The 26,851-nt window shown below is 34.6% G+C and carries 22 protein-coding genes; 8 read left to right on the forward strand and 14 right to left on the reverse strand.

The window, feature by feature from the left end; all coding sequences use genetic code 11:
• Window positions 1-38: 38 nt before the first annotated feature.
• The 4 genes from BUC21_RS16325 to BUC21_RS12420 form a co-directional block, all read right to left on the reverse strand.
• On the reverse strand, window positions 39-347 hold the full coding sequence (locus BUC21_RS16325; RefSeq protein ID WP_139261430.1) for a hypothetical protein: 309 nt from the start codon (window positions 345-347) through the stop codon (window positions 39-41).
• Window positions 348-865: 518 nt separating this feature from the next.
• Window positions 866-2,038, reverse strand: a complete 1,173-nt coding sequence (gene uxuA, locus BUC21_RS12410) for a mannonate dehydratase (protein ID WP_073402873.1) — start codon at window positions 2,036-2,038, stop codon at window positions 866-868.
• A gap of 29 nt (window positions 2,039-2,067) precedes the next feature.
• Complete coding sequence (locus BUC21_RS12415; RefSeq protein ID WP_073402934.1) at window positions 2,068-2,880, reverse strand: SDR family oxidoreductase; 813 nt, start codon at window positions 2,878-2,880, stop codon at window positions 2,068-2,070.
• A gap of 31 nt (window positions 2,881-2,911) precedes the next feature.
• Window positions 2,912-3,976 (reverse strand): LacI family DNA-binding transcriptional regulator, encoded by a 1,065-nt coding sequence (locus BUC21_RS12420; protein WP_073402875.1) that lies wholly within the window; start codon window positions 3,974-3,976, stop codon window positions 2,912-2,914.
• Between the two features lie 458 nt (window positions 3,977-4,434).
• Here BUC21_RS12420 and nrfH point away from each other — a divergent pair, with 458 nt between their 5' ends.
• From nrfH to ccsA, 4 genes are all read left to right on the forward strand, one after another.
• Window positions 4,435-5,001 (forward strand): cytochrome c nitrite reductase small subunit, encoded by a 567-nt coding sequence (nrfH, locus tag BUC21_RS12425; protein ID WP_073402877.1) that lies wholly within the window; start codon window positions 4,435-4,437, stop codon window positions 4,999-5,001.
• Between the two features lie 25 nt (window positions 5,002-5,026).
• On the forward strand, window positions 5,027-6,508 hold the full coding sequence (gene nrfA / locus BUC21_RS12430) for an ammonia-forming cytochrome c nitrite reductase (protein WP_073402879.1): 1,482 nt from the start codon (window positions 5,027-5,029) through the stop codon (window positions 6,506-6,508).
• Between the two features lie 97 nt (window positions 6,509-6,605).
• Entirely contained in the window at window positions 6,606-7,844 is a 1,239-nt protein-coding gene (locus tag BUC21_RS12435; protein ID WP_073402881.1) for a cytochrome c biogenesis ResB family protein, read from the forward strand.
• The gene (gene ccsA / locus BUC21_RS12440) at window positions 7,841-8,632 is read left to right on the forward strand and encodes a cytochrome c biogenesis protein CcsA (protein ID WP_073402883.1); all 792 of its coding nucleotides are present in this window, start codon (window positions 7,841-7,843) and stop codon (window positions 8,630-8,632) included. The genes BUC21_RS12435 and ccsA overlap by 4 nt, the downstream gene beginning before the upstream one ends.
• Before the next feature lie 41 nt (window positions 8,633-8,673).
• Here ccsA and BUC21_RS12445 read toward each other — a convergent pair whose 3' ends face one another.
• On the reverse strand, window positions 8,674-9,390 hold the full coding sequence (locus BUC21_RS12445) for a leucine-rich repeat domain-containing protein (protein WP_073402885.1): 717 nt from the start codon (window positions 9,388-9,390) through the stop codon (window positions 8,674-8,676).
• Window positions 9,391-9,835: 445 nt separating this feature from the next.
• Here BUC21_RS12445 and BUC21_RS12450 point away from each other — a divergent pair, with 445 nt between their 5' ends.
• On the forward strand, window positions 9,836-10,426 hold the full coding sequence (locus BUC21_RS12450; RefSeq protein ID WP_073402887.1) for a porin family protein: 591 nt from the start codon (window positions 9,836-9,838) through the stop codon (window positions 10,424-10,426).
• A 242-nt stretch (window positions 10,427-10,668) separates the two neighbouring features.
• On the opposite strand, the gene BUC21_RS12455 is transcribed toward BUC21_RS12450, so the two are convergent.
• The 7 genes from BUC21_RS12455 to BUC21_RS12485 all read right to left on the reverse strand — a co-directional run bounded on the left by BUC21_RS12455 (window position 10,669) and on the right by BUC21_RS12485 (window position 21,013).
• A complete protein-coding gene (locus tag BUC21_RS12455; RefSeq protein ID WP_073402889.1) occupies window positions 10,669-11,586 on the reverse strand; it encodes a nitroreductase family protein in 918 nt (305 codons plus the stop codon).
• 106 nt (window positions 11,587-11,692) lie between these two features.
• Entirely contained in the window at window positions 11,693-12,769 is a 1,077-nt protein-coding gene (gene dinB, locus BUC21_RS12460) for a DNA polymerase IV (protein WP_175550520.1), read from the reverse strand.
• 95 nt (window positions 12,770-12,864) lie between these two features.
• Entirely contained in the window at window positions 12,865-14,784 is a 1,920-nt protein-coding gene (locus tag BUC21_RS12465; RefSeq protein ID WP_073402893.1) for a glycosyltransferase 87 family protein, read from the reverse strand.
• A gap of 130 nt (window positions 14,785-14,914) precedes the next feature.
• Window positions 14,915-15,568: a DedA family protein gene (locus BUC21_RS12470; RefSeq protein ID WP_073402895.1), complete on the reverse strand. Its 654-nt coding sequence runs from the start codon at window positions 15,566-15,568 to the stop codon at window positions 14,915-14,917.
• A gap of 236 nt (window positions 15,569-15,804) precedes the next feature.
• On the reverse strand, window positions 15,805-18,312 hold the full coding sequence (locus BUC21_RS12475) for a glycoside hydrolase family 95 protein (protein WP_073402897.1): 2,508 nt from the start codon (window positions 18,310-18,312) through the stop codon (window positions 15,805-15,807).
• Window positions 18,313-18,417: 105 nt separating this feature from the next.
• The gene (locus BUC21_RS12480; RefSeq protein WP_073402899.1) at window positions 18,418-18,792 is read right to left on the reverse strand and encodes a diacylglycerol kinase family protein; all 375 of its coding nucleotides are present in this window, start codon (window positions 18,790-18,792) and stop codon (window positions 18,418-18,420) included.
• Window positions 18,793-18,796: 4 nt separating this feature from the next.
• The gene (locus BUC21_RS12485; RefSeq protein WP_073402901.1) at window positions 18,797-21,013 is read right to left on the reverse strand and encodes a RelA/SpoT family protein; all 2,217 of its coding nucleotides are present in this window, start codon (window positions 21,011-21,013) and stop codon (window positions 18,797-18,799) included.
• A 103-nt stretch (window positions 21,014-21,116) separates the two neighbouring features.
• Between BUC21_RS12485 and BUC21_RS12490 the strand changes: the two genes are divergently transcribed.
• Complete coding sequence (locus tag BUC21_RS12490; RefSeq protein WP_073402903.1) at window positions 21,117-22,643, forward strand: DUF4301 family protein; 1,527 nt, start codon at window positions 21,117-21,119, stop codon at window positions 22,641-22,643.
• A 182-nt stretch (window positions 22,644-22,825) separates the two neighbouring features.
• Here the strand turns inward: BUC21_RS12490 and BUC21_RS12495 are convergent, their stop codons facing one another.
• Together BUC21_RS12495 and BUC21_RS12500 are read right to left on the reverse strand one after the other, a co-directional pair.
• On the reverse strand, window positions 22,826-23,536 hold the full coding sequence (locus BUC21_RS12495; RefSeq protein ID WP_073402905.1) for an NAD-dependent epimerase/dehydratase family protein: 711 nt from the start codon (window positions 23,534-23,536) through the stop codon (window positions 22,826-22,828).
• Window positions 23,537-23,846: 310 nt separating this feature from the next.
• The gene (locus BUC21_RS12500; RefSeq protein WP_073402907.1) at window positions 23,847-24,314 is read right to left on the reverse strand and encodes a hypothetical protein; all 468 of its coding nucleotides are present in this window, start codon (window positions 24,312-24,314) and stop codon (window positions 23,847-23,849) included.
• 457 nt (window positions 24,315-24,771) lie between these two features.
• Between BUC21_RS12500 and BUC21_RS12505 the strand changes: the two genes are divergently transcribed.
• Entirely contained in the window at window positions 24,772-25,221 is a 450-nt protein-coding gene (locus BUC21_RS12505; protein ID WP_073402909.1) for a hypothetical protein, read from the forward strand.
• A gap of 36 nt (window positions 25,222-25,257) precedes the next feature.
• Window positions 25,258-25,701, forward strand: coding sequence for a hypothetical protein (locus tag BUC21_RS12510; RefSeq protein ID WP_139261434.1), 444 nt, complete (start codon window positions 25,258-25,260; stop codon window positions 25,699-25,701).
• Window positions 25,702-26,851: the final 1,150 nt, after the last annotated feature.

Consider the following 26,851-nt stretch of genomic DNA (forward strand, 5'->3'; position numbering starts at 1 on the left):
AGCACACCTTGAATGGGTGCGCATAATTTGTTCCTATTTTAAAATATGTATGGCGGTGCCCGTAAAGAGTAGGAGTAGAGGGCTACTTTTCTAACCTTAAAGATTCTGGCTACAGTTTCGCACGGACGAACAATTTGGTGAACCGTAAGATGAAAAACAGACGTCTCAATAAAGGGTAGAATATGAAACTGGCAGATAGCACAATCACATGAGGAGTCACTGCAATGATGGGTAGCACTGATTTCTCCCTTTTCATGAGTATGGAAACTCTTCACAATTCCCATCGGAGCAATTGTGAAAAGTAACAGCCATGCAATGATTGCTTGTCTTCTCAGATACAATTTCATGTTGCAAAACTAGTTAAAAAAGATCTACTACAGATACATAATGTAAGTTATTTATGGATAGTAATTAGCCATTTAGTTTATTTTATACAATTCTAATAGTGATTTAAATAATCTCTCAGATTATTCACCAATGGATTTATTTTATTGGCCATTCATCTGAATTTATTGGCCAATGATTTTTATTTATTGGTCAATAAAAAGTGAGAGATACTGGGGGTATGACCAAAACCAAGACGAGAAAAGGTGCTAGATCGCTAGATCACTGCTAGATCAAATTTGATTTGATCTAGCGGTTTTATTTTGTTTATTTTTAGGTAGTTATATGGGTGGTGCTAGATTGCTAGATCAATTTTGTATTTTAATATATTGTAGTGGCGATTATACATAAAAAACCGACCGGTAATGCAGAAACATTCCGGTCGGCCATCACATTACAAATTGAAAATTTAACTGGTTAGGTTTTATATTTATAAAATGCGATATGTGTTTGCAATGCTTAAATTGAGTTTGATTCTTATCTATTCGAACATAGATTTGGCAATACCCATTTCAAGTCCGCGTAATTCTGCCAATCCTCTAAGGCGACCGATGCAAGAATATCCCGGATTAGTTTTCTTTTTCAGGTCATCAATCATCTGATGTCCATGATCCGGTCTCATTGCGATAGAAACCTTACGTTCTTGTTCAAGTTCAAGTAATGCTTTCATAACGTGATACATGTCTACATTACCCTCCAGGTGATTTGCTTCATAGAAGTTTCCTTCCTCATCACGTTGAGTGCTACGGAAATGCACAAAGTTTACACGATCTCCGAAACGTTTCATAATTCCTACTAAATCATTATGAGCAGCTACACCAAAAGAACCGGTACATAAACATAGGCCGTTTGATTTGTTTGGAACAGCATCAATCAGCTTCTGGAAATCATCGCCTGTGCTAAGAATACGAGGTAAACCAAGAATAGATTGAGGAGGATCGTCTGGGTGAATAACCAGATAAACCCCGGCTTCATCTGCTACAGGAGTAATTTCTCTTAAGAAATAGATTAAGTTTTCACGAAGTTTCTCTGCATCAATGTCTTTATAGCGGTCGAGTGCTTCCTGGAATTGTGCAAGTGTAAAGCTCTCTTCAGAACCCGGTAAACCAGCTATAATATTACGTTCCAATGTATGTTTGTCTTCATCGGTCATCTCTTCGAAACGTGCTTTAGCTTTTGCTTTTTCTTCTGCTGAATATTCATTTTCAGCACCAGGACGTTTCAAAAGGAACAAGTCGAAAGCAACAAAAGCAGCTCTTTCGAAGCGAAGTGCTTTTGATCCATCTGGCATAGTGTAAGCCAAATCGGTACGAGTCCAGTCGAGTACCGGCATGAAATTGTAAGTAACAATGTTGATGCCACACTTGCCTAAATTGCGAAGAGACTCTTTATAATTATCAATGTATTTCTGAAAATCTCCAGTCTGCGTCTTTATGTGTTCGTGCACAGGAACACTCTCAACAACAGACCAAGTAAGGCCTACAGATTCAATAAGTTCCTTGCGCTTCATAATTTCCTCTACAGTCCATACTTCTCCGTTAGGAATATGGTGTAAAGCATTCACTATTCCGGTAGCTCCGGCCTGTTTGATATCCCAGAGGGAAACTGGATCGTTAGGACCGTACCAACGCCATGTTTGTTCGCATAAATACATAATTTCAGTATTTTAAAGTTTAAATTATATTAGATGGTAAAAGCATTAAATCCACCATCAACAACAGCTACTGTTCCGGTTACGAATTTAGAAGCATCGCTGATAAGGTAGTGCACGGTTCCGAATAAATCTTCCGGTTCACCAAAACGGTTAAAAGGAGTATGTGCCATTACGCTTTTAGCACGATCAGAAAGAGATCCATCAGGATTAAGCATCAATGCTCTGTTTTGATTGGTTAGGAAAAATCCTGGAGCTACAGCATTCATGCGGATACCATTTCCAAATTTGATAGCAAGTTCTCCGGCCATATACTGAGTGAAGTTGTTTACTGCAGCTTTTGCTACACCATATCCGGCAACTCTGGTAAGTGGACGCAGTGAAGATTCTGAAGAGAAGTTTAGGATTACTCCTTCTTTTTGCTTTGCCATCTCGTCTGCAAATACCATAGTAGGCAATACAGTACCAAACAGATTAAGGTCTACCACTGTTTTCATTGCATCTATATTCAGATCAAAGATTGTTTGGCTAGGAGCAATTGTGGCGCCTGGCATATTACCTCCGGCTGCATTTATTAAAATATCAATTTTACCGTAATTTTTTAGAACCTGTTTCTTGCAATCTTCTAACATTGCTTTATCTGTAACATCAGCCTGCGCAAACATTGCCTGTCCGCCTTGCTTCTTTATTTCGCTAACCAGTGCATCGCCTTCTTCCTGGCTTCTGCCAATAATCACGATTTTAGCTCCTTGCTGAGCTAAGTACATAGATATACCTCTACCTAAAACACCATATCCACCTGTGATGATGATTACTTTACCAGAAATGTTAAATAAATTTTCCATCTTTTTGTTTTTAAAAGTTGTATATAAATTGCTATTGTTCGTTATAATAATCCACATTTTCCTTCATCAGGATATCAATCGGCATAAAATTTTCTTTTTGCGGTCTTTTTTTGAGTATTAAATATTCGCATAGAGATTTTATTCCATTATAACCCTGAAGTTGCGGCCTTTGAGCTATCAGTGCAGTTATATAGCCTTCTCTTAATACATTTGCATTTTCTTCAATTGCATCATATCCTACAACTATTAGGTTGTGGATGTCTCTGACTTTTATGTAATTAGCAAGTTTGTGACATGTAGAGTTGAAAACTATTATTCCTTTTATATTGTTTTGACTCTCAAAGAATGCATCAAGTACACTGAAGTTGAATACAGAACTGCCTATCTTTAAATCCACATAATGAACTTTTCCTGTGTAGCCTACAGTATTTAGATAGCTATTAAATCCAGCTTCTCTGTTAATACTTTGATTGGAATTCTGATCTCCGCTGTGAATCATCCTTGATACCAGTATATTTGCGTCTTTACCAATTGAATTTAGTAATATTTTTGCACCTATAACACCACTGTCAAAGGAATTGGTACCAAAATATGCAAGCTGGTTTTGCCCTGAAATATTTGAGTCAATATAATTATAGGGAATATTCAATTCATCTAGTTTCTCGGAAATACTAATTACAGAATTTGCAAACAGTGAAGCAATTAGAACTGCATCAAAACTTATTTGAAAAAGTTCATCTACAGTTTTATTCAAAGAATTGTTGTCGTATTGGTCAAAATATAGTTTCTGAATATGTACCCCATAATCTTCAAACTCATTGCCAGCCTTGTCGATCCCTTTAGAAATACTTTCCCAATATTCCCCTTTTTTGAAAGAGGGGATTATGGCTACTATTTTATATTGTTTTTTTGAAGCTAAAGATCTTGCTATCAAATTTGGCTGATAATTAACCATCTTAAGTACAGCGTTCACTTTCTTAAGATTCTCTTCAGAAACGCGTCCACGGTTATGAAGTACCCTGTCGACAGTTCCGGCAGAGACACCAGCCATTTGGGCTATATCTTTAATTCTTATATTTTCTGTATCTTTTGTCATTGTTGTTAATGGGCATGCTTTTTATTGATGTTGTCGATGCAAATTTATGATTAAAGATTTGAATATGCAATACGTGTGTTCGAACACACGTATTGCATTGATTTTGTTAATATGCTGATTTATTGTACTTTGATTGAATTGAATATACCAAACTTTTCTATTTATTATATGTTTTCAAACATGTTGATTTGTTGATTAGTTATATACTTTTAATATAAAATGCTTATTATCAGATATATTGTGTTTAAGCATTGTATATAATAGTATATTATTAGCTTGTTTATATATATTTGAAGTTATTTTCTTTTTCTCTTAAATATTTTTATTTTTCATGTATAATATGTATATTTAGCTGTTAATTTTATGTACGGAGTTTATCACGAACTCAACTGTTCCTTTATTCTTTGATTATTTTCTGATTTAATATATATTGAATCTTTTTTTTAGTATTAATCATTATGGATATAAGAATCAGATACTCTCACAAGCTAATATTAATCATTCTGCTAGGAGTGATTGCAGGTAGTGGATGGCTGTTTCTTTACTTGCTAAGAGTGCAAGATTACCTGGGAGATAGTCCGGCAGCTTGTGTCAATTGTCATGTAATGGGGCCATATTATGCTACCTGGCAACATAGTTCTCACAACAGGGGGACTACCTGTAATGATTGTCACGTTCCTCACGAGAATATAGCAAAAAAATATTTCTTCAAGGCAAATGATGGCGTCAGACACACATATAAGTTTTTAACTAACACTGAGAGGCAGACTATTCAGGCAATTCCGTCAAGTTCAGAAGTTATTATGAATAACTGTATCCGTTGCCACACTCAATTAAATACTGAATTTGTAAAAACCGGTAGAGTGGATTACATGATGACCCAGGTTGGGGAAGGTAAAGCTTGTTGGGATTGTCATCGGCAAGTTACTCATGGAGGAACAAACAGTCTATCTTCAACTCCTTATGCACTGGTTCCTTATCCGAAATCGCCTGTACCCGAATGGTTGAAGAAAATAATGAAATAGTCAGAAGAATATAAAGATATAGGATATGGAAAAGAAACTGAAAGCATGGCAAGGGTGGTTATTGTTTGGAGGAACAATGATCATTGTTTTTGTATTAGGATTGATAGTCGCCTCCTTAATGGAGCACAGAGCAGAGGTAGTTAGCATCTATAATAACAAAAAAGTAGATATTAAAGGCATCGAGCCTAGGAATGAAATTTTCAGGGATAATTATCCAAGGGAGTATCAAACGTGGTCAGAGACAGCAGATACGAGTTTTAAGAGTGAATTCAATGGCAGTCAGGCTGTGGATGTGCTGGAGCAACGCCCCGAAATGGTAATTCTTTGGGCCGGATACGCTTTTTCAAAAGAATATAAAACTCCGAGAGGACATATGCATGCTATTGATGATATCAGAGAAACTCTCAGAACCGGAGCACCTAAAACGGATAAAGATGGTCCTCAGCCTTCAACTTGCTGGACATGTAAAAGTCCGGATGTTCCTCGTATGATGGAATCAATAGGAGTAAATGCGTTCTATAATAACAAATGGTCTGCTTTTGGCAGTGAAATAGTTAATCCAATAGGCTGTTCCGATTGCCATGAATCAAAAACCATGAATCTGCATATAAGTCGCCCTGCTTTGCGTGAGGCTTTTGCTCGTCAGGGGAGGGATATTGATAAAGCAACTCCTCAAGAAATGAGATCATTGGTTTGTGCTCAATGTCACGTTGAGTATTATTTCAAGAAAGATGGCAATTATCTTACATTTCCTTGGGATAAAGGAATGACTGTAGAAAAAATTGAAGAATATTACGATAAAGCTAACTACTTTGATTATAAGAATGCTTTAAGCAGAGCTCCAATACTAAAAGCTCAGCATCCTGATTTTGAAATATTCCAATTGGGTATTCATGGACAGAGAGGTGTTTCTTGTGCCGACTGTCATATGCCGTATGAAAATGAAGGAGGTATTAAATATAGTGACCATCATATTCAAAGTCCTTTAGCATCCATAGACAGAACCTGTCAGGTTTGTCACCGCGAAACAGAAGAAACTCTTCGCAATAATGTGTATGAAAGACAAAGAAAATGCAATGAAATACGTACTTGTTTGGAAAAAGAACTAGCCAAAGCGCACATTGAAGCTAAATTTGCATGGGATAAAGGAGCCACAGAAGTGCAGATGAAAGAGGCTTTGAACTTAATTCGTCAGGCTCAATGGAGATGGGATTTTTCAGTTGCATCGCATGGAGCTGCATTTCATGCTCCTCAGGAAGTTCAGCGCATGTTGAGTCATGGAATAGACAGAGCATTGCAAGCTCGTTTGGCTATTGCTAAAGTTTTGGCAAAGAATGGTTACGCTGCAGATGTACCAATGCCTGATATTTCTACAAAAGCAAAAGCTCAGAAATATATTGGTTTGGATATACCAAAAGAACAAAAAGCAAAAAAAGAATTTCTTAAAACGATTGTTCCACGCTGGATTGAGAAAGCAAAAGCTAACGGACGTTTTTCAAAGATTTAATATAAAGATTAAAGTTGAATGAAATTAAAGTAACCACTATCATCATTAAATGTTGATAGTGGTTATCTTTGTGTAAGAATTGAACAAATATTAGTATATGTGGAAACAACCTTGGGGATTTAAAGAAGGATATTCAATCTGTATCGGATTATTTATTACAGGCACATTGCTCCAGATGTCAATTGGAAAAATAAACCTTGATGCTCTTGCCTATCCTGCTAATCTGATTTCAGGAATTGGATATTTTTTATTGCTTACGGTATTATATCTTAAATACAAGAAATCATCTTATATAGTTAGCTGGCTTAGTAGTTATCAGGCAGCCATATCTTCCATGTCGTCTATGGTATTTATGATTGTTTTGATGGGGCTTATCAGGCAGACTCCCGGTTATATTTCAATGGAAGGAAACTTCATTGGATTCTCTCAGATGCTTTCTGCATGGTCTTTCGCACTATTATTTCTTTGGATGATTACTATTTTATCAATGACGATAATTAGAAGATTGAATCATTTTAAATGGAGAGATACATCTTTTATGTTGAATCATATTGGTTTGTTATTGGCGCTGGTTGGTTCTATTTTAGGAAGTGCAGATATTCAAAAACTCGAAATGACTACAATGGCTGGAAGGCCGGAATGGCGTGCTTTAAATGAACGAAAAGAAGTTGTTGAATTGCCTTTAGCTATTGAATTACATAAATTTTCAATTAAGGAGTATCCACCTAAATTAATGTTGATTGACAATGAAACAGGTGCATCTCTTCCTCAAGGAAAGCCTGCCACTTTTTTAGTAGAGCCTGGCCTTGGAACCGGCCAACTGCTTGACTGGACTATTTCAGTAAAAAAGTATCTTCCATATGCTGCAAGCGTGCCATCAGGAGATACACTTCGGTATGTTGAATTTCATTCTTTTGGAGCAACAAATGCTCTTTATGCGAAAGCAACAAATCGTAAAAAAGGCATATCTCGTGAAGGGTGGGTGAGTTGTGGAAACTTTATGTTTCCCTATAACGCAATAAAGTTGGATGATAAAGTGAGTCTGATAATGCCGGAACTGGAACCACAACGTTTTTATTCAAGTGTAACGGTGTATTTAGAATCTATGAAAGTTAATGATGCTATAATTGAGGTGAATAAGCCTTTTGAAATTGATGGATGGAAAATCTATCAATTAAGTTATGATGAATCAAAAGGCAGATGGAGTGAGGTTAGTGTATTTCAGTTAGTAAAAGATCCATGGTTACCAATAGTGTATACAGGAATATTAATGATGGTAATTGGAGCAATATGTATGTTTACTATGGCTAAAAAGACTAAGGAGGATAAAGTATGAGTTGGGAATATTTTTCGTTGTTTGCCATAGTGTCTCTTTGCTTCTGGAGTTTTGGTGCGTATGCTGCATGGAGAGAGAAAAAAACTGTATTCGTTCACGGATTTACAATAGTGGGATTAGTAGTCTTCTTTATATTTATCGTAGGAATGTGGATTTCACTTGAACGTCCTCCAATGCGGACGATGGGGGAAACTCGTTTGTGGTATTCATTCTTCCTTCCACTGGTTGGGATTATCACATATAGCCGATGGAAATATAAGTGGATTCTTAGTTTTAGTACTATTCTTTCATTAATATTTATTTGCATCAATATACTAAAACCCGAGATACATAATAAAACATTGATGCCTGCATTACAAAGCCCTTGGTTTGCACCACATGTTATCGTATATATGTTTGCTTATGCAATGCTGGGTGCTGCAGCAGTAATGGCTATCTACCTCCTTTGGAAGAAGAAACAAAAAATATCGCCTATGGAGATGGATCTGTGTGATAATTTGGCTAATGTTGGATTATCATTCTTAACTCTTGGTTTACTATCCGGAGCCTTGTGGGCAAAAGAAGCCTGGGGACACTATTGGAGTTGGGATCCGAAAGAAACATGGGCAGCTGCAACATGGTTAAGTTATTTATGCTACATTCATTTCCGTCTTCATAAAAGGAATGAATACCGAAAAGCGCTTGTTATACTTCTAGTGTCTTTTGTTCTCTTGCAAATGTGTTGGTATGGAATTAATTATTTGCCATCAGCACAAGGAGCAAGTATTCATACCTACAATATGAGATAGATAATCAGTGGTTGTTAATTGAATAGATTTCTCTATTTCAATTATTCTTCAAGGATGGTTTTAAATTCATTCCAACCTGCAACAGTTTTGGCTTGTGCTGAAATTCCAGTTGGAACATATAATTTGCAGGTACTTTTAGGTACTCCGTAGAATGTAAAAGGGGTGATCTTGGGTGGAACTGTAGCTTTACAATGTATTTCTTTTAATCCCGAACATTCCTGAAAGGCACCATAATCAATAAGAGTAATACTGGCCGGAAGAGAAAGGATTGTTAGTTTTGAACAACCATAAAATGCATTAGTACCAATAGAAGTAACCCCTTCAGGAATTATTATAGCAGTGAGGCCTGTGCAATCTGAAAATGCCTTTAGACCAATTGCTGTTATGTTTTCAGGAAGGATTATTGTTTTTAGATTATCTTTAGAATAGAAGGCTTCTTCTGGAACTTCGTCATTTGATACCTCTATTTTATCATCATATAAGGAACTTATAAAAACTCCTCCCTTTACTATACTTGCTTTTGACATATCGAGTACAGTTAATTTTGCCATACTTCGAATCGTTGTAATATCAGTTCCGTTTATTTTTCCTTTGAGTGTTAAGTTTGTAATAAGACCTTTTTTATCTCCAAGAAGTGAATTTAAATTTCCGGCAGAAACTTTTATAGTATCAGATACAATATTCTGCGCTTCTCCTTTAAAGCATGATGACAGAAATATTACAACTAATATGATTTTAGAAATAACACTTGCTTTCATGACTACTTAAATAAAGACTATCTATTCTTTCTCTCTAATTAAAAACAAGTCATAATAGAAATGGTTTGAATTATAATACATAATATTGACTTGTTGTGAAGGAAATATATGGACTATTATAAGATAATTTAGTCTTTGAATATAAGTATAAATATCTAGACACAAATGTTTTAGAAGTTGCAATATAATAAAGACAAAAAATAAGTTGTAAAAATTGTTGTTTTGTGTGAAAAAGATAAATATATTTGTAACGTCTTTTTTTATATAGCGTTAAAGGTTATTTAATTCATATTACTTATTATAATTGTTTTTATAGCAATTGATTGTGATAAATAATTTTATCCCCACGCTTAAAATAAAAAACGCCTGATTGGGGACTAAAGGCATAAACTATTTTATATGAAAAAACTGTTTTTATTAGCGGCTTTTACTAGGATGTAATTCCCTGGTAAATGCGCAAAGTTCTCAAACAAATGCAACTCCAGTTTCATGGAACGCAAAGGCAGGTCTGAATATTAGTAACTGGACAGGTGAAGGTACAGATGGACTTGATGCCAAAATTGGTTTTAAACTTGGTGTTGGCATGGAATATGCGTTAGATAATACATGGTCTTTGCAGCCATCTTTATTGTTATCATCAAAAGGAACGAAAGCATCAGGAGATGTTAATGGATACAGTGCTAAAGTAACTGTTAACCAAATGTATCTTGAATTACCGGTTAATCTGCAGGCAAGAATGCCGATTTCTAACAATACTAATTTTGTTATTGCAGCCGGTCCATATTTTGCTTACGGTGTAGGTGGAAAATCAACAGGCAAGGTTAGTGCCAATGGTCAAACTGAATCGGGTGATACAGATACATTCGGTAGTGATGGCCTCAAAAGATTTGATGCCGGATTAGGTTTTGGCGTTTCATTGGAATTTAATAAAGTTATCATTGGACTCGAAAGTCAGCTTGGATTAACAAAATTAGGAGATGGTGATAATGCTCCAAAGAATATTAACTTTGGAATAACTGCTGGCTATAAGTTCTAATATAAAATATTGTATACAAGCCTTTGCTTGTAAAGAAGTTATCTAAATCGTTGAAAAAAACTGCCCCTGCAATGTTTGTTCATTATAACATTGCAGGGGATTTCATTTTAAATGCCTAATCTGGCATTCAGAATATAATTCAAAATTATTGGTGAAAGACCGCAATTTTATTGGCCAATGATTTTAATTTATTGACCAAAGAATCTAAACCATTGGCCAATAAATATCCTGACGACAATATGCTAAATTCTATCTATTGAAGCGAATGTTCGTTTTATGCTTGCTGTGTATTTTACTTTTGGGTAACCAATAAGAAGGAATATGCCTTCACGACTTTTGTGCTTAATTCCATATTTTTCTCTAAATAGCCTGGCAACTTTTCCATTTTGGATAAATGGGTGTACAGCACCGTTAAAGCAGGTACCCAAACCCAATGACTCGGCAGCAAGCATGGCGTATGTTGCAGCTATGAGCGGATCAGCCGGATCGCTATAGGGAGTCGCGTAAAAATATAGTGCAACCGGTGCATCATAATTTACAATGTTTTCGCCTTTCATCATGTAATCGGTATAAGCGTAAACACAAGGACGAACAAATCCCTTAAATAGTTCTGTATTCGCTTTTCCCCAGATTGGTCTCATTATAGTGAGAAACCATTTGGAAACAAACCATTTCATGTTTTCCAGATAATGGCAGAAGTCTTCTGCAAATGCTGAAACTTTTTCTTTACTGTCGAAAACTAATACATGTACGTCCGAGGGTGGTAAGCCCATTGGCGCTGTTTGAGCAGCTTCTAATATTTTATCTATTAGTTCACTTTCAACGGGAACATCTTTAAATTCACGAATACTCCGGCGACGGTACAATAAATTCAGCATTGATTTATATGATGCAGCTTCTTCTTTGGAAGGAATATCTATTAAATCATCGGTTGAAGTACATCTACCTTCAATGGTTATTGCTTTTTGGGGACAGATCATCATGCAATGTCCACAAGCTAAGCAACCGAACAATGGTTTATCTGACTGCTTTACTTTTCCGTTTTCAATTGTCAGACTAAAATCTTTGCAAACAGAAACACATAGTCCGCAGTCATTGCAAAGGTCTTTGTTTAATATTATCCGACCACGTTCTTTAGTTCTTGATGTTGGAATAGCCATAATCTAAAATGTTAATATTTAGACTTTTGTTGATATATGGCTATAAATATAGATATTAAATTGAAAATAGAATAATCTTTTGTTTGTTTATTTAAATCAAAATACTCTATTTGAACTTAAACGATAATTGTTTGTATTCTCTAGAAGCTATTTCCTCCCAAGGATTTGAAACGCTCAGTCCCAACAAGCGGATAGGGTGATTAGTTAGATCAACTCCTTTAAGTAGTTCTCTGGCTAAAGGCAGAATTTCTTTTAAAGTTGTGAGCGGATGATCTTCGCTAATACTACGCGTTTTCTGAGTGAAGTCATTGAACTTTATTTTTAGTGTAAGAGTGTAGCCTTTAAAACCAGATTTTTCTAATCTTTTTATAAGCTCTTGAGCAACATGATATAACTCTATTATAATAGAACTTTTTATTTCTAAATCGTGTTCGAATGTTGTTTCACATCCTACCGATTTGCGTTCCCTTTCCGGCTCTACAGGGCGAGGGTCTATGCCATGAGCAAAGTTATAATAGAGCATTCCTGCTTTCCCAAATTGTAGGGTTAGAAAATCCGGAGTACTCATTCGAAGCAATGCACCATTATGTATGCCTAGTGCATGCATTTTCTTTGCTGTCACTTTACCAACTCCCCAGAAAGATTCGATGGGTAGTTTGTCTATAAACTCTTGTGCTTTTTGAGGATGAATGGTGCACAGGCCATCTGGTTTACGATGTTCTGATGCTACTTTCGCCAGAAATTTATTGTAAGAAACTCCCGCTGATGCTGTGAGCCCGGTTTCTTCTTTTATGCGTTGCTTAATTTCTTTGGCAATATCGACGGCCAAATCAATACCTTTTTTGTTTTCAGTCACGTCCAGAAATGCTTCATCGAGCGAAATAGGTTCTATGATATCTGTGTATTCGTGAAAAATCTGATGTATTTGTGCAGAAACAGACTTGTAAACAGCCATGCGCAATGGAGCGAATATTAGTTCGGAGCAAAGCTTTTTAGCCTTTACGGATGACATGGCAGAATGAATACCATAACGACGGGCTTCATAACTAGCTGTAGCTACAACACCACGTTCTTCTTCATGGCCCACAGCAAGAGGTTTGCCTCTCCACTCAGGATGGTCCCTTTGCTCAACTGAGGCATAAAAGGCATCCATGTCAATATGGATTATTTTTCGCTCTTCTATAGTCATTCTATGAACAAAGATAATAGATATAATCGGCATTTTATTGCCGATAAGTTGGAATTTTGAATATATGAGTGTGGAGGAGAATGCTTAAGTTATTTCACAGCAATTCGAATAAAATTAATTATTTCTCTACCAAAAGCTGTTATATCCATAAAGGTAAAATCTACACTCTCTCTTAACTTTGCTCTTGTACTGCAGATGTGCATATATCTTTTCCTTGATGCCAAATAAACAAACTCTGTATCAAAGAGAAAATGATTAATCTGAGTTTTTAGCAGAAGATCTTTGCCTTTACGATTCATTCCTTTGAATCCTCTACGTACATCACTATATCTGATTCCCAAAACTATCCAGTTTAATATTCTTGTTAAGACGGAAATATAGGTGCGTATCGTATTAAGATCAATGTTTGGATAATAACTGTTGGTTCTTGTTGCTACAACAATATCATAACCCTCTTCAAGTTTTTCGAAAACTGCCCTCATGCTTTCTTTGTCATACGGAAAATCCCAGTCTATATATATCATCAGGGAAGAGCAGGCGTATTCAGCACCTTTTCTAACGGCATAACCTTTTCCTCTATGTTCCGTATAACTGATTAACTGAACTTTAGGCATGATAGTTCTGAACTTTTCTATTTCTGCTTCGTCCATGTTTATAGATGAGCCGTCATTAACTACGATGATATGAAAAACCTTATCCGGGAAATATTTAAATACTTGCTTAATATTTTCATGCATTGTTTCTTGCCAATTTGTTGGTGGGTTATAACAAGGCAATACAATATCTATCTCATTATTATCATTTGGAACCAACATACGATCTTCTTCTGCTCTTGGAATTCCTTCTTTCAGGCAGAAATTAAGAAAACACAGCTCGTAGGTAATCTTAATCCAGATAATGAAACATGGTAAAGCTTTTAGAGCGAACGGAAAAATGAATGTTTTTCTTACTTCTACAGGAAACAGGTCGCTGCTTGAAAGTCCTGTCAGGAAAAAGGCAAAAATTAGAAGAGTTAGATTAAGTGAGGTTGTTTGCGAAGGTGTTTTTACATACCAAAGAGCTATTCCTATCATTGCAATAATGTACGTACCAGATTCACTTGCAGTGCTAAATAATACAACAAATAATAATGTTGAAGCTAATATCATTAGTTTAAAACTCTGAGAACGGTATTGCTTTACCCGTAAGAATGGCAGGCAGAATAGTATAATACCGGGAATAATCAACCAAAGGTCTGAGTAAGTGCTACAACCACTTATTTTTCTGACCATACCTAGTAATGATATATTTTGATAATAAGCAAACTGGTTCAGGCTATTCTTTTCAATAAGATCAATTATCCATGAATGATATTGTGTAAGTACATAGTCCGGTGAAGTGTAAAGCATTGGGAAAAAGAACATAATTACACTCCAAAACAGGCAAGAAGACAGAAACCTTTTTTTATTTCTTGAAAAAGGAATAAAAGCTAGTCCCATGATTCCATATAATTTGGTAAAAGTTCCCAGCATAATAAAAAATGCTGCCCAGAAATCCGTTTTGTGCTCTATCAGAAAAAAAGAGAAAATAAGAATAGCAGCTATTCCAACATTGAACTGCTGCGAAGCCAAAGAGTTGAATAACTCCATAACACAGAAAAGGTAAACGAATAAGTGTTCGTTTCTGCTAAGTGGTAACCTTTTTATTGCATAAAATAAAAACCAGGTACTAAGTGTTACCCATAATATAACACCTATTATATCCGGTACGAGAGCAAAAGGGAAAATTACAGAGCTGAAAAATACTCCATAATGAGTAACATCAGAGTATTCTTTGGGGTAATGTTCATAAAGAGGCAATTGATGAATAGCATGCCAGAACAGATTCTTAAATATACTGAAGTTATTATAAGATCCTCTGGTATATTTTAAAACTCCGCATACTATAGATGTAATAATCCATACTAGAAATATAAAACGATAATCTCTAAATAAGAGATTGTTAATAAATGAAGGTTCTCTTCTATTCATAGTATTTAATAACAGTAGATTTATCTTAATTATTAAAACAGATTCAAAAAAGAAAAAGAATTATCCTTCCCGGACTTCATATTATGCTATTAAGGATGTGTATTACATCTGCACGATTTAATAGTGTCTGTTAAGCCGCTTTGTTTTTGCGTTTGCTTTTCCAAATCTCAATAATAGCAGGAAGTATAGAGATAATTACAATCGAAATGATCATAATCTCTAAGTTCTTTTGAACGATTTCCAGGCTTCCTAGAAAATAGCCAATATAGGTTATTAATGTAACCCAAACAACTCCTCCAATAATGTTATAATGTGCAAAATGACGATAACTCATGTGTCCCATACCTGCAACAAATGGAGCAAATGTGCGTACTATTGGAACAAATCTAGCTAAAATAATTGTTTTACCACCATGTTTTTCATAAAAAGCATGAGTCTGTTCTAAATATTTTTGTTTAAAAATCTTAGAATTTGGGTTACTGAAAAGCCTGGTCCCAAAATATCGGCCTATAACGTAGTTGGACGCATCTCCCAAAACGGCTGCAATAATTAGCATAAGAACCAGTAAATGTATGTTCATGTGGTTGGTTGATACTGTAGCTAATGTTCCTGCAACAAATAATAAAGAGTCACCAGGTAAAAAAGGAGTTACAACAAATCCTGTTTCAAGAAAAATAAGGAAAAAAAGAATTGCATAAATCCAAGTGCCGTATTGCTCTATAAGTAGGGGTAATTGATCATCTATATGAAGAACAAAGTCTAAAATAAACTGAAAATATTCCATTGATATAATTTTAAGTGATTCTGGTACAAAAATAGGAATAAATTCTTAAGCATTCAATACTAAAAGCGTATTTAAACAATTTAAATTCTAAATAACTATCCATTGTATAAAATATTAATACTATTTTACAAAACAGACTGCTTTTTATTTTCGAGGATTACATCTCAAGAATAAGAATAATAAAAGGGAATATTCATAATCAGAACATTCCCTCTATATAATTAAAATTGATTTTATTACTTAAAACGAACTTCTACTCTAGCTCCTTTATGGATAGGTATTTCTATGAATTTTTCTTTGCTGAATTTTTTATTAATCCCTTTTCCTTTAACTTGTACAGTTGTTACACTTTCCGGAACTTTTAGTTTATATGTTCCTCCGTAGGCCGATTTAATAGTAGCAAATGTGGGCTTCCCGTTTTTCCAGGATACATCTATAGTAGCTCCTCCACGTGCTTTTAAGCCGTTGAAAGTTCCTTCATCCCAAGTAGTTGGAATAGCTGGTAAAAGATTGATAAATCCTTCGTGACTTTGAAGTAACATTTCCATTATTCCGGCTGCACCGCCAAAGTTCCCGTCAATCTGGAAAGGAGGATGTGCACAGAATAAATTAGGGAATGTTCCTCCGCCTCTTTTGCTTGGTGTTTCAGGCGGATAACTTGGAGTAAGTAGGCTCTTAAATAATTTGTAAGCGCGGTTACCATCACCTAATCTCGACCAGAAATTCATTTTCCATGCACGCGACCATCCTGTTGCTTCGTCACCTCTTCGGTTAAGTGTAACTTTGCATGCCTCTGCCAGTTTTGGAGTCTTGCTTAGTGTTATCTGATTTCCAGGATGTAAACCGTAAAGATGTGACACATGACGGTGGTGAATATCTGTTTCCTTATAATCTTCAAGCCATTCCATCAGATAACCATCTTTACTTATCTGGAAAGGAGGAAGCTTAAGTGAAGCATCACTAAGCTGCTTACGATATTCTTCATCGCATCCTAGAATTTGAGATGCTTTTATTACATTTGAGAAAAGTTCCCTAACTAGTTCGTTATCCATGGTAGGTCCCATACAAATACTGACCGGTTCTGAGCCTTCCTTTGTATAAAAACTATTTTCCGGTGATGAACTGGGAGCTGTAACTAGCCAACCATGAGTTGGTTCTTCAATCATGGTAGAGAGAAAAAATTCTGATGCACCTTTTAATATTGGATATATCTGTTTCAAATAAGATTGTCCATCTTCCGTTTTATTATCTCCCAAAAACTCATAATGGTCCCACAAATGAGCACAAAGCCATGCGCCGCCAGTGTTGGTTGCTCCCCATGATGGGTGTTCGCCAGGAGCAGTATAGTTCCATACGTTAGTCATCATGTGTGCAACCCATCCTTTTGCTTTATCTCCATAAAAAGCTTTAGCTGATTTCTCGCCAGAATCTTTTAAATTGCTTGTCAGGCTCAGAAGTGGATGGTATAAATCGGATAAATTTCCTGGTTCCATTAACCAATAATTCATCTGTATATTGATGTTCAGATGATAATCACCATTCCACGGAGTACTGATAGTATTAGCCCATAATCCCTGTAAGTTGGGTGGGAGAGTACCGGGACGCGTACTACTGATAAACAGGTAACGTCCGTATTGCATATAAAGTGCTGCCAGTGCAGGATCATCATCTAATTGGAATAAACGGATGCGTTCATCGGTTGTTAATTGTAATTTATGTTGGTAATTTGCCGACATAGAGTTGACATTACCAATGTTTAATTTTACACGATTGAAATATGATGCATAATCAGCTATATGGTCGTTTTTAATTTTATTGTATGAAATTGCAAATGCTTTATTCATTAATGAATCTACTGATGTTTTATATTGTTGTCCTCCAATTTTAAAATCAGTGCCTGCGGATATGTATAATTCAACGCTATTGGCATTCTTAATTTCCAGTACATCATCCTTTACAGAAACAGAACCTCCGTGTGTTTTTGCCCGGAGTTTAGCTGTAAAAGATACTCCATCTTTTCCATCTACGCCACTGTCTAATACTCCTTCCATTACTAATTGATTCTTTTCTGCTCTTATTTTTGCTTTTTCCGGGCGGTTCAGCATTGCTTTGAACGAAACGGCACCAATTACATTGGGAGAACTGATTCTGATAACCATTACATCTTTAGTTCTGGATACAAAATATTCACGAATATATTCAATTCCATCTTTATAAAAATGTGTTTTGGAAACAGCGTTATTCAAATCTAGTTCCCGTTCGTAAGAATCTGGCCTATTGTAATCTGGCGAGTTCTTTTTTGCTTCTTTTTTATAAGTATAATCAATTACAAGGTTTCCCAGCATTTGATAACTACCATAGGTGCCTCCTTTTTCAGGTTTTACAGGAACAAAGTGCTTATACATAACGTCTTGAGCTTCTTCATTTTTCCCTTGTAACAATAGAGCTCTGATTTGAGGTAAATAGGTTGCGGCTTCCGGATTGTTATAATTAGCCTCCGAACCCGACCACATCGTAATATCATTGAGAACAATAAGTTCCTTTTCAACTCCTCCATCCGGCATCATGCCTAATCGTCCGTTGCCAAGTGGCAGTGTTTCTTCCCATAATTTAGCTGGACTATTGTAATGTAGCCGAAGATTAGGATCAGCAATATCTCCACTTTTCTTTGCATTAACAGAAAAGCTTGTCGTAGAAAATAATGCCAAAAAGAAAATCAAAAATTTCGAGAATCCTTTTTTCATAATAAGTTGTTAGTTTAGGTTGATTGTTATATTTGTTAGTATTTAGCGCTACTAAACGATCAGAGTCTTTTAGAATACCATCAAGACCATCTGGAAGTCAAAATATTACTGAAAATAAGCAATAAGATGAGGCATAAAAATAATAAGTCCAACTATGGCAGCAGCAATAGCACATATTAAAACTGCACCCGCGGCAATATCTTTTACATCGCCTGCTATATTATTTTCTTGTGGAGAAACTAAATTTACCAACCGCTCAATGGAAGTATTAAATGCCTCTGCTGCAAAGACAATGCCAATACAAAGTACAATACTTATCCATTCAAAAGTGTTGATTTTAAAAATAATGCCGCAAATTATTACAGCAAAGGTTATAGAAGAATGTATCCATGCATTATGTTCTTTAAAAAGAAAGCTACCTATGCCTTTCCAGGCATAGGTGAAACTTTTTAATCTTTTTTTTATGCTGAATTTCTCCATAACATTAATTACGACTTATTTGCTTAACGCCCTTTACACCCTGAAGCTTTTTAATCAGAGCATCCAGACGGGAAGTATCGTCAATCGTAACTGAAAGTGTTCCCGAGAAAAGTCCGTCGTGTGAACTAACATTTATGGATCTCAGGTTAATATCCTTCTCTTTTGAAATGATAGAAGAAATATTAGTTACGATTCCTATATCATCGTGCCCTATGACTCTAAGGGTAATAGGATATTGTTTACCTACAGCTTTTCCGGCCCAGCGAGCTTTAACTATACGATAACCGAAACGATCCATCATCTGAGGAGCATTCGGACAATCTGCACGGTGGATTTTAATACCTCCGGATACTGTGACAAATCCAAATACATCATCACCATAGATAGGGTTACAACATTTTGCAAGTTTAAAATCCAACCCCTTCAGATTTTGATCAATAACTAATACATCATCCTTTGCAGCTTTTTCATCAACAGTAGATTGAAGATTATACGTTTCTGCACTTCGGTAGGGAATATCTTCATGACTTTCTGTTTCCTTCTTCAACATTTCGTTATATCTTTCGAGAACGTCGTTGATGTCTAGAGTTTCGTCGGCTATCTTAAGATAAAAGTCTGTAACGGTTTTGAATCCAGACTTTTTTATTAAGCGCATCATTACAGCTTCATCATATTCAAGCTTACGATTCTTGAACTTTCTTTGAAGAGTTTCTTTTGCAAATTCTGTTTGTTTGCCTGCTATTTCCTTCAACTCCTGACGAATCTTGTTACGTGCCTTTGAGGTTGTTACGATATTCAGCCAGTCTTGCTTTGGAAATTGTGTGTTAGATGTTGTTATTTCAACTTGATCTCCACTGCTAAGAGTTTGTCTCAATTGAACATTTTTCCCATTAACTCTTGCGCCAATACATTTGCAGCCTAGTTTACTATGGATGTGAAATGCAAAATCAAGCACAGTTGCTCCTTTAGGAAGTTTAAACAAATCTCCTTTTGGGGTAAAGACAAAGACTTCGTCTTCGTAAAGGTCAAGTTTAAACCGATCCATTACTTTCATAGAATCGTCATCGGCATTTTCTAAAGCCTCGCGTACAGAAGAAAGCCATTCGTCTAGTCCACTTTCACCTTTAACGCCTTTATATTTCCAGTGTGCAGCTAGTCCTCGTTCTGCTATATCGTCCATACGGCGAGTTCTTATCTGCACTTCAACCCATTTGCCTTCAGGCCCCATAACTGTTATATGAAGTGATTCATATCCGTTACTTTTAGGTATAGATAACCAGTCGCGCAAACGTTTTGGATTAGGTTGATACATATCCGTAATGATGGAATACGCTTGCCAGCAATCTACTTTTTCACGATCAAAATCCGATTCAAGAATAATACGGATAGCAAACAAATCATAAATTCCTTCAAAAGGAGTTTTTTGTTTCATCATCTTATTCCAGATGGAATGAATAGACTTTGTTCGTCCCTTAATATCAAAGGTTAGTCCGGCATCTTCTAGTTTCTTTTTTATAGGCTCAATAAAAGTCTGGATATATTTATCACGAGAAGCTTTGGTTTCATTAAGCTTGTCTTTAATTTGATAATAAGTCTCTTTACGGGTATATTTCAGTGAAAGATCTTCTAATTCTGATTTTAATTTGTAAAGTCCTAATTTATGAGCAAGTGGAGCATATAGATATGCAGCTTCATTAGCTACTTTAAGGCGGTCTTCAGCATTAGGCGAGTTTTTTATCTGACGCATAATATTCACCCTGTCGGCTATCATAATTAGTATAACCCGCATGTCTTCTGCAAATGAAATCAGAAGATTACGAAAATTTTCCGATTCAATAGCTGGGCTTTTAGCATAAAGCTCACTGGTTTTAACTAAGCCTTTTATAATAACTGCCACATCTTCTCCATACATTTCACGTATAGATTCAATAGTGCAAAAATTACTTTTTACCATTTCATGGAGCATAATCCCTATAAGGCATGATCCTTTCATCCCAATTTCTTCCGAAACAATTATTGCAGTCTGCATATCCCTTATTATAGGGTTCATGTCAAAACTGTTTCGTTGCATACAATTGGCTTGAATAGCTTCGAAAAGGTGCTTCTTTAACGTCTGTATATCTTCCCGGCTTATGGTATCTCCTGCCGTATACAGTAATTTTCTATATAAAGAGCGTAGATTTGCTAACTCTTTATCTGTGAAAAATGAGGTATCTTCCATAACTTTTCAATTTCTGTCGTAAAAGTAGTTTTTTTCTTTCTTTTATGGGTTATGATAAATAACTTTTTGTACTTTTGGAAGTGAAATTAATACTTTGATACTTATGATTACAAATCAAGACAAAGAGCTACTCGCTAAAAAAGGTATTTCTGAAATTCAGATAGAAAGTCAACTTTTATGCTTCGCAAAAGGATTTCCTTATTTAAAGCTAGATTCAGCAGCATCTATAGGGAAAGGAATTCTGGAATTAGATGCTGAAACTCAAAAAGAATATCTTTCAGCATGGGAAGAGTATATAAAAGGGGATAAAACTATTGTGAAATTTGTTCCGGCATCAGGAGCAGCAAGTAGGATGTTTAAGAATCTTTTTGAGTTTTTGGAAGCTGATAATAATGGGCCAGTTACAACATTTGAGAAAGATTTTTTTGCTCATGTTGCTAATTTTGCTTTTTATGAAGATTTAAATGCAGTCTGCTTGAAAAATGAAAAGCAAGATATTCCATCATTAATTAATTCTGGAAATTATAAAGCTGTAGTAGCAAATCTTCTTAACGAAAGCGGATTAAACTACGGTTCTCTTCCAAAAGGCTTATTGAAATTTCATAAATACATAGATGGTGCAAGAACACCTATGGAAGAGCATTTGGCAGAAGGTGCAATGTATGCTTCTGGCAAATCGGGCAAGGTAAATGTACACTTTACTGTTTCAACAGAACATCGTAAGCTTTTTGAAGCATTAGTTGAGGAGAAAAAAGAGAAATATTCGAAGAATTTCAATGTGGAATATTGTGTTTCGTTTTCTGAACAGAAACCAAGTACAGATACTGTAGCTGCAGACAAGGATAATAAACCTTTCCGTAATGAAGATGGAAGTCTGTTGTTTCGTCCGGGAGGTCATGGTGCACTAATTGAAAATTTGAATGATTTAGATGCTGACATTGTGTTTATTAAGAACATAGATAATGTTGTTCCGGATAAACTGAAAGAAGATACTATACTTTACAAAAAACTTATTGCAGGCGTTTTGGTTGCGTTGCAATCTCAAGCGTTTAAGTATCTTAAACTTTTAGATAGTGGTAAATACACAGCTGAACAAATTAGAGAAATAATACAGTTTGTACAGAAAAAATTGTTCTGCAAAAATCCGGAGACAAAAGTTTTGGAAGATGCGGATCTAGTTCTTTATCTTAAAAATAAGCTAAACCGTCCGATGAGAGTTTGTGGTATGGTTAAAAACGTGGGAGAACCAGGAGGCGGTCCTTTCCTTGCATATAACTCTGATGGAACTGTTTCTTTGCAAATACTGGAAAGTTCTCAGATTGATATGAGTGATTCTAAATCAAAAGATATGTTTGAGAAAGGTACTCATTTCAATCCTGTAGATTTAGTTTGTTCAGTTCGTGATTATAAAGGACATAAATTCGATCTTACAAAATTTGTAGATCCTGCTACAGGATTTATTTCAAACAAATCTAAAAATGGAAAAGATCTGAAAGCTTTAGAATTACCAGGACTATGGAATGGGGCAATGAGCGATTGGAGTACTGTTTTTGTAGAAGTGCCTCTTTCTACTTTTAACCCAGTGAAAACTGTGAATGATTTACTTCGTCCTCAACATCAAAATGATTAGTTGAAATCGATAAGAAATAAAAGGCTGTTCAGAAAAATATTCATATTATAAAGTATTAGTATTTTTTGGAACAGCCTTAATTGTTTGTAATATTATATCTTAATATTTTTTTATTTTTAATTGTTGTGATGCTGCAGTTTCTTTAAGATTGTGCCTTCTCGTAAATGTTTGAAACTTAGAAGCTAATAAGAAAACAATTTACTGGAACTGTTTTTTGTATAATAAATATCTTTATTTCTGTTGTAAAATTTAGACAAACCAAATAATTCCGATGAAGATATGGTTACTGTAGAATTATAATATCTAGTAGATTCGATCATAGCTTCTGCAACTCTTCTGGCATGAATAGGCCGATGTTCATGGAATAACCCTATTTTGCATAATGCTTTGCTTATTGCAAGTCCCATTATTTCACCCACACGTTTTTCATGCCTGTTTCCATAAAGTTGAGCTGGCCTTACAATGATGATTTTCTTGAAAGAAAGTTTTTTTATGGCATCTTCCAATTCACCTTTCATTCTTAGATAGAAAAAGATAGATTTACTATTGGCTCCGATAGATGAAATAAGAACATATTCGCTAACTCTGTTCATTGAAGCGATCTCTGCGAAATTATATTGATACGTAAAATCTACCTCAAATTGTTTTTCTTTGCTTTCTGCTTTTGAGACTGTAGTTCCAATGCATGAAAACAGCACATCCCCTTTAACCAGATCACTCCAGTCTTCCGGTTTCGAGAAGTTTATTAAATGCTCTTCGAGTTTTGAATTAGAGATGTTTAAAGATCTACGTCCAAACACCTTGATCTTTTCAAAATCCTGGTCGTTTAATAGTAAATCAACCAGTTGAGCTCCCACCAGTCCAGTTCCACCAATAACGATCGCTGTTTTCATAGTGTGTCTCATTTAGCTGCAAAAAATAAAGTTAATAAAAATAGTTGATTCTAATAGATTAACGTTCATTTATTTTTTCCGGTTTCTTAAAAATGTTTCATTAGGAACTAGTTGTTAACTGACAGAGGTATTTTAACTTATAATATTTGTAAAAATCCCATTAATATTGCAGATACAACTGTTGTCTTTTTAAATATCTAATATTTTTATATTTTGCTTATAATATAAGCTTTACTGACTACTTCAACAGTCCTTTAAATGTAAATTAAGTGAGTTTACTTGAGTATACAGCATCATTAATTTGGGGAAATTAAAAACTGGAGTATTCAAAAAAGGATTTAGTAAAGTGACTTTCGTAAAGTTCTGATATAGTAAAAGGTTCTCCTGTTATATCAGCACATAAATTTTGCAGTTGATGTATATAATGAATTTGCTTTTTTTTATACCAGATAGTATCATCTGATTTATGTATTTTGAGCTCTAAACTACCTTTAGAGTAATGATATATATCTTCTATGTAATCCACTTTAACAATATTACCTAAGTTGTCCTTTTGGTAATCACTATTTATATAGAATTTTAAATCAACTAATGAATCAATAAATAATTGAACAGGTTTTATTTCCTTTCTGGAAATCCAATTGCAGTTGTTAATTTGCAAAGAATAAATTGTATTATTAACATATTCAATTTGTGTTACTCTTACAATTTTTGCTTTTGTAGATTCATTTTCAAATATAACAAGGTTTCCAAGTCTGTATTCATCTATATCTTTCATGTTGTTTTGTTTTTTAGTTAATAAGAAATTAACTTTATTTAAGGCAAATATATTTATATATTTCGTGAATAAAAAAACTATATCATGTAAAATCCGTATATTTAACAAATTGGATGCTTATGCGGACTAAAAAAATGTTTATCGTGGTGTTATTTCTTTATTGAATAGCCACACAAAACTCTAGATTATTCATTTTTTTGCGTAAATTAAATAATCGTCTTTGTTACTACTCAATTACTAAATCGTCTTTTGTTATTTCAAGAGTTATTTCTTATGAACTATATTAGCTTATTTATTGTTATAAACAATGGATAAGAAGCATTTGTTTAAAAAATAAATAGCTGATTATACTAGCATTAAATAAGAAAATCTAAAAGATAGAATTAGTTTGTTTTTAAATGTAATTCTACGATCGTTCTTATGTATAATAATCTATTAACCTACAAAATATTAAATTATGAAAGCAATAAAAGTTATTTTTTATTTAATGATTTTATTGATGATAGGTAGTTGTAAACCATTTAAAAGAAATTTGCCTATAGGAGCCTGGCAATTGGTTTATGCTAAACATATGGCAGCCGATTCTGTTATAACAGAATTCCCAGGCAACATTCAGGGTGCCCAGATTAAAATTTGGTCAGAAAAGAACTTCTTTTTTGCAGGTAGTAGAAAAGTTATCCCTGATACGGTCACTGAAGATACTTATGGAGGAGGTACTTATAAATTAGTAGATAATAAATATCAGGAAACTGTATTATATCATTTTAATAAACTAGCTGAACATCAAATCTTTAATATGATATTAGAAATCAAACATGATACTCTTACCCAAACATGGCCCGTTGATCAAAATGGCAAAATTATCAGAGCTAATTATTATATTGAAAAATATGTAAGGATAAAATAATGAATTGTTATCTATTTACTTCTTAAACATATAGCTATGAAAATAAATCATATTTTTTACTTAATGATTTTATTAATCATTAGTAGTTGTGGCAGTAAAGAAGTTAAGCATCCTGAAGTAGGAGCATGGCAACTGCAATATTTTAAAAGAATTGCTTCAGATACAGTAGCATTTGAAATTGTAGGTTATGTTACAGGAACTGATGTGAAAGTTTGGTCAGGTAAAAACTTTATTTCTGTAGGCAGATTCAAGGAAGATAGTGTTTACAAAGATAACTATGCGGCTGGCACTTATAAATTGAATGGCGATCAATATGAGGAAACTATTCTATATCATGTCAATAAACAATATGTAGGTAAAACTATAAAAATGTTATTAGGTATAAGAGGGGATACTCTTATTCAAACTTGGCCTGTTGATAAAAACGGTCAAATAGATAAAAGTAATTATACCATTGAAAAGTATACAAGGATAAAGTAGTTTATATATTTTATACTCTTTCCCCTTACTATCTCTATAGGCATAAATCGGCTTATACCAGTTAAAGTTTACTTTTCTCATGAAAAATAATAAAAAAGTGCAGCATCATCTGCTACTTGCTACAAAAATGTATTCATTGTCTTGATTATTAATAGTTTATTTTAGTGGGAGATAAAAATGTGATACATTTTATCTCCCACTAAAAGCGTTTATCTGCTACTGCCGGTTTAACTTCATTATATATTATGTACGATAGAATTGCTGAATTGATATATTTTTCATATTATAGCTTTGATTTAATTTCTTTATATGTATACAATTGTGTGGTTTTAGAAGCATACCCTTCATAATTTTTAGTTTATTCTCTTCTAAATGTAGACTCTTATTCTTTTTGATAGGTTAATCTTTCATTGCCGGTTTTGTTTCTTTCCAACCTGTCCGGTCTTTTTGCAAACACTCACCGTCTTTTTTTTAATCCTCCTAGACATCTTTGTGCATTCTTGTACAAAAGAATGTAATCTTTTGTACAGAACAAATTATTCTTTTGTACAGAAGAAAACAATGTTTTGTACAATAATAAATAATTTCTATTTGGAAGAAATAAAATCTCCCGTGGGATTCGGAGAAATACCCGGCCTGCTTTTTCAAACAAATGGAGTAACTACCCTGGTAGCAGATACAACCATTTGGTAGCAGATAATTTGTAGATAGTTTTTATCTACCACCAATCTAAATAGCTGATATATAATGAATAATACCTACTTGGTAGCAGATGGGGCAGATCAAAGCATGCATTTTCTTTTTTTTCGTGAGAATCTAACTAAAAGTAACTTTAAAGCTTTTCCAGCGTAATGTAAATCATAAAATTATTCGGCTGCTCTTTACGCGCGCACGTAAATATATAATGTGTTAAGTAGGGATAAGCTTTTCCATGGCCCTTTGCAAAATTCAAAAAATATGTTCTACAACACAGTTGTAGTTCAGAGACTTAAGTCTTATCTGCAAAAAAAGTGAGAAAAAAGAGTTAGATATATTTGGATTGTTAGGAGTAATAGTCTACTTTTGCACCCGCTTTGCAAGAGAGACAGAGCTTACGCAGTTGACATAATGTAAGATAACCGGTGCATTCATCGAGGTTTTAGAGAAAAAG

Origin of the sequence: Bacteroides luti, from assembly GCF_900128905.1 — a bacterium.
Taxonomy (GTDB): Bacteria; Bacteroidota; Bacteroidia; order Bacteroidales; family Bacteroidaceae; genus Bacteroides; species Bacteroides luti.

Excerpts from the sequence above, each read along its gene's own strand:
- BUC21_RS16325 (WP_139261430.1), bottom strand. The coding sequence starts at position 347 with ATGAAATTGTATCTGAGAAGACAAGCAATCATTGCATGGCTGTTACTT.
- uxuA (WP_073402873.1), bottom strand. The coding sequence starts at position 2,038 with ATGTATTTATGCGAACAAACATGGCGTTGGTACGGTCCTAACGATCCA.
- BUC21_RS12415 (WP_073402934.1), bottom strand. The coding sequence starts at position 2,880 with ATGGAAAATTTATTTAACATTTCTGGTAAAGTAATCATCATCACAGGT.
- BUC21_RS12420 (WP_073402875.1), bottom strand. The coding sequence starts at position 3,976 with ATGACAAAAGATACAGAAAATATAAGAATTAAAGATATAGCCCAAATG.
- nrfH (WP_073402877.1), top strand. The coding sequence starts at position 4,435 with ATGGATATAAGAATCAGATACTCTCACAAGCTAATATTAATCATTCTG.
- nrfA (WP_073402879.1), top strand. The coding sequence starts at position 5,027 with ATGGAAAAGAAACTGAAAGCATGGCAAGGGTGGTTATTGTTTGGAGGA.
- BUC21_RS12435 (WP_073402881.1), top strand. The coding sequence starts at position 6,606 with ATGTGGAAACAACCTTGGGGATTTAAAGAAGGATATTCAATCTGTATC.
- ccsA (WP_073402883.1), top strand. The coding sequence starts at position 7,841 with ATGAGTTGGGAATATTTTTCGTTGTTTGCCATAGTGTCTCTTTGCTTC.
- BUC21_RS12445 (WP_073402885.1), bottom strand. The coding sequence starts at position 9,390 with ATGAAAGCAAGTGTTATTTCTAAAATCATATTAGTTGTAATATTTCTG.
- BUC21_RS12455 (WP_073402889.1), bottom strand. The coding sequence starts at position 11,586 with ATGGCTATTCCAACATCAAGAACTAAAGAACGTGGTCGGATAATATTA.
- BUC21_RS12465 (WP_073402893.1), bottom strand. The coding sequence starts at position 14,784 with ATGAATAGAAGAGAACCTTCATTTATTAACAATCTCTTATTTAGAGAT.
- BUC21_RS12470 (WP_073402895.1), bottom strand. The coding sequence starts at position 15,568 with ATGGAATATTTTCAGTTTATTTTAGACTTTGTTCTTCATATAGATGAT.
- BUC21_RS12475 (WP_073402897.1), bottom strand. The coding sequence starts at position 18,312 with ATGAAAAAAGGATTCTCGAAATTTTTGATTTTCTTTTTGGCATTATTT.
- BUC21_RS12480 (WP_073402899.1), bottom strand. The coding sequence starts at position 18,792 with ATGGAGAAATTCAGCATAAAAAAAAGATTAAAAAGTTTCACCTATGCC.
- BUC21_RS12485 (WP_073402901.1), bottom strand. The coding sequence starts at position 21,013 with ATGGAAGATACCTCATTTTTCACAGATAAAGAGTTAGCAAATCTACGC.
- BUC21_RS12490 (WP_073402903.1), top strand. The coding sequence starts at position 21,117 with ATGATTACAAATCAAGACAAAGAGCTACTCGCTAAAAAAGGTATTTCT.
- BUC21_RS12495 (WP_073402905.1), bottom strand. The coding sequence starts at position 23,536 with ATGAAAACAGCGATCGTTATTGGTGGAACTGGACTGGTGGGAGCTCAA.
- BUC21_RS12500 (WP_073402907.1), bottom strand. The coding sequence starts at position 24,314 with ATGAAAGATATAGATGAATACAGACTTGGAAACCTTGTTATATTTGAA.
- BUC21_RS12505 (WP_073402909.1), top strand. The coding sequence starts at position 24,772 with ATGAAAGCAATAAAAGTTATTTTTTATTTAATGATTTTATTGATGATA.
- BUC21_RS12510 (WP_139261434.1), top strand. The coding sequence starts at position 25,258 with ATGAAAATAAATCATATTTTTTACTTAATGATTTTATTAATCATTAGT.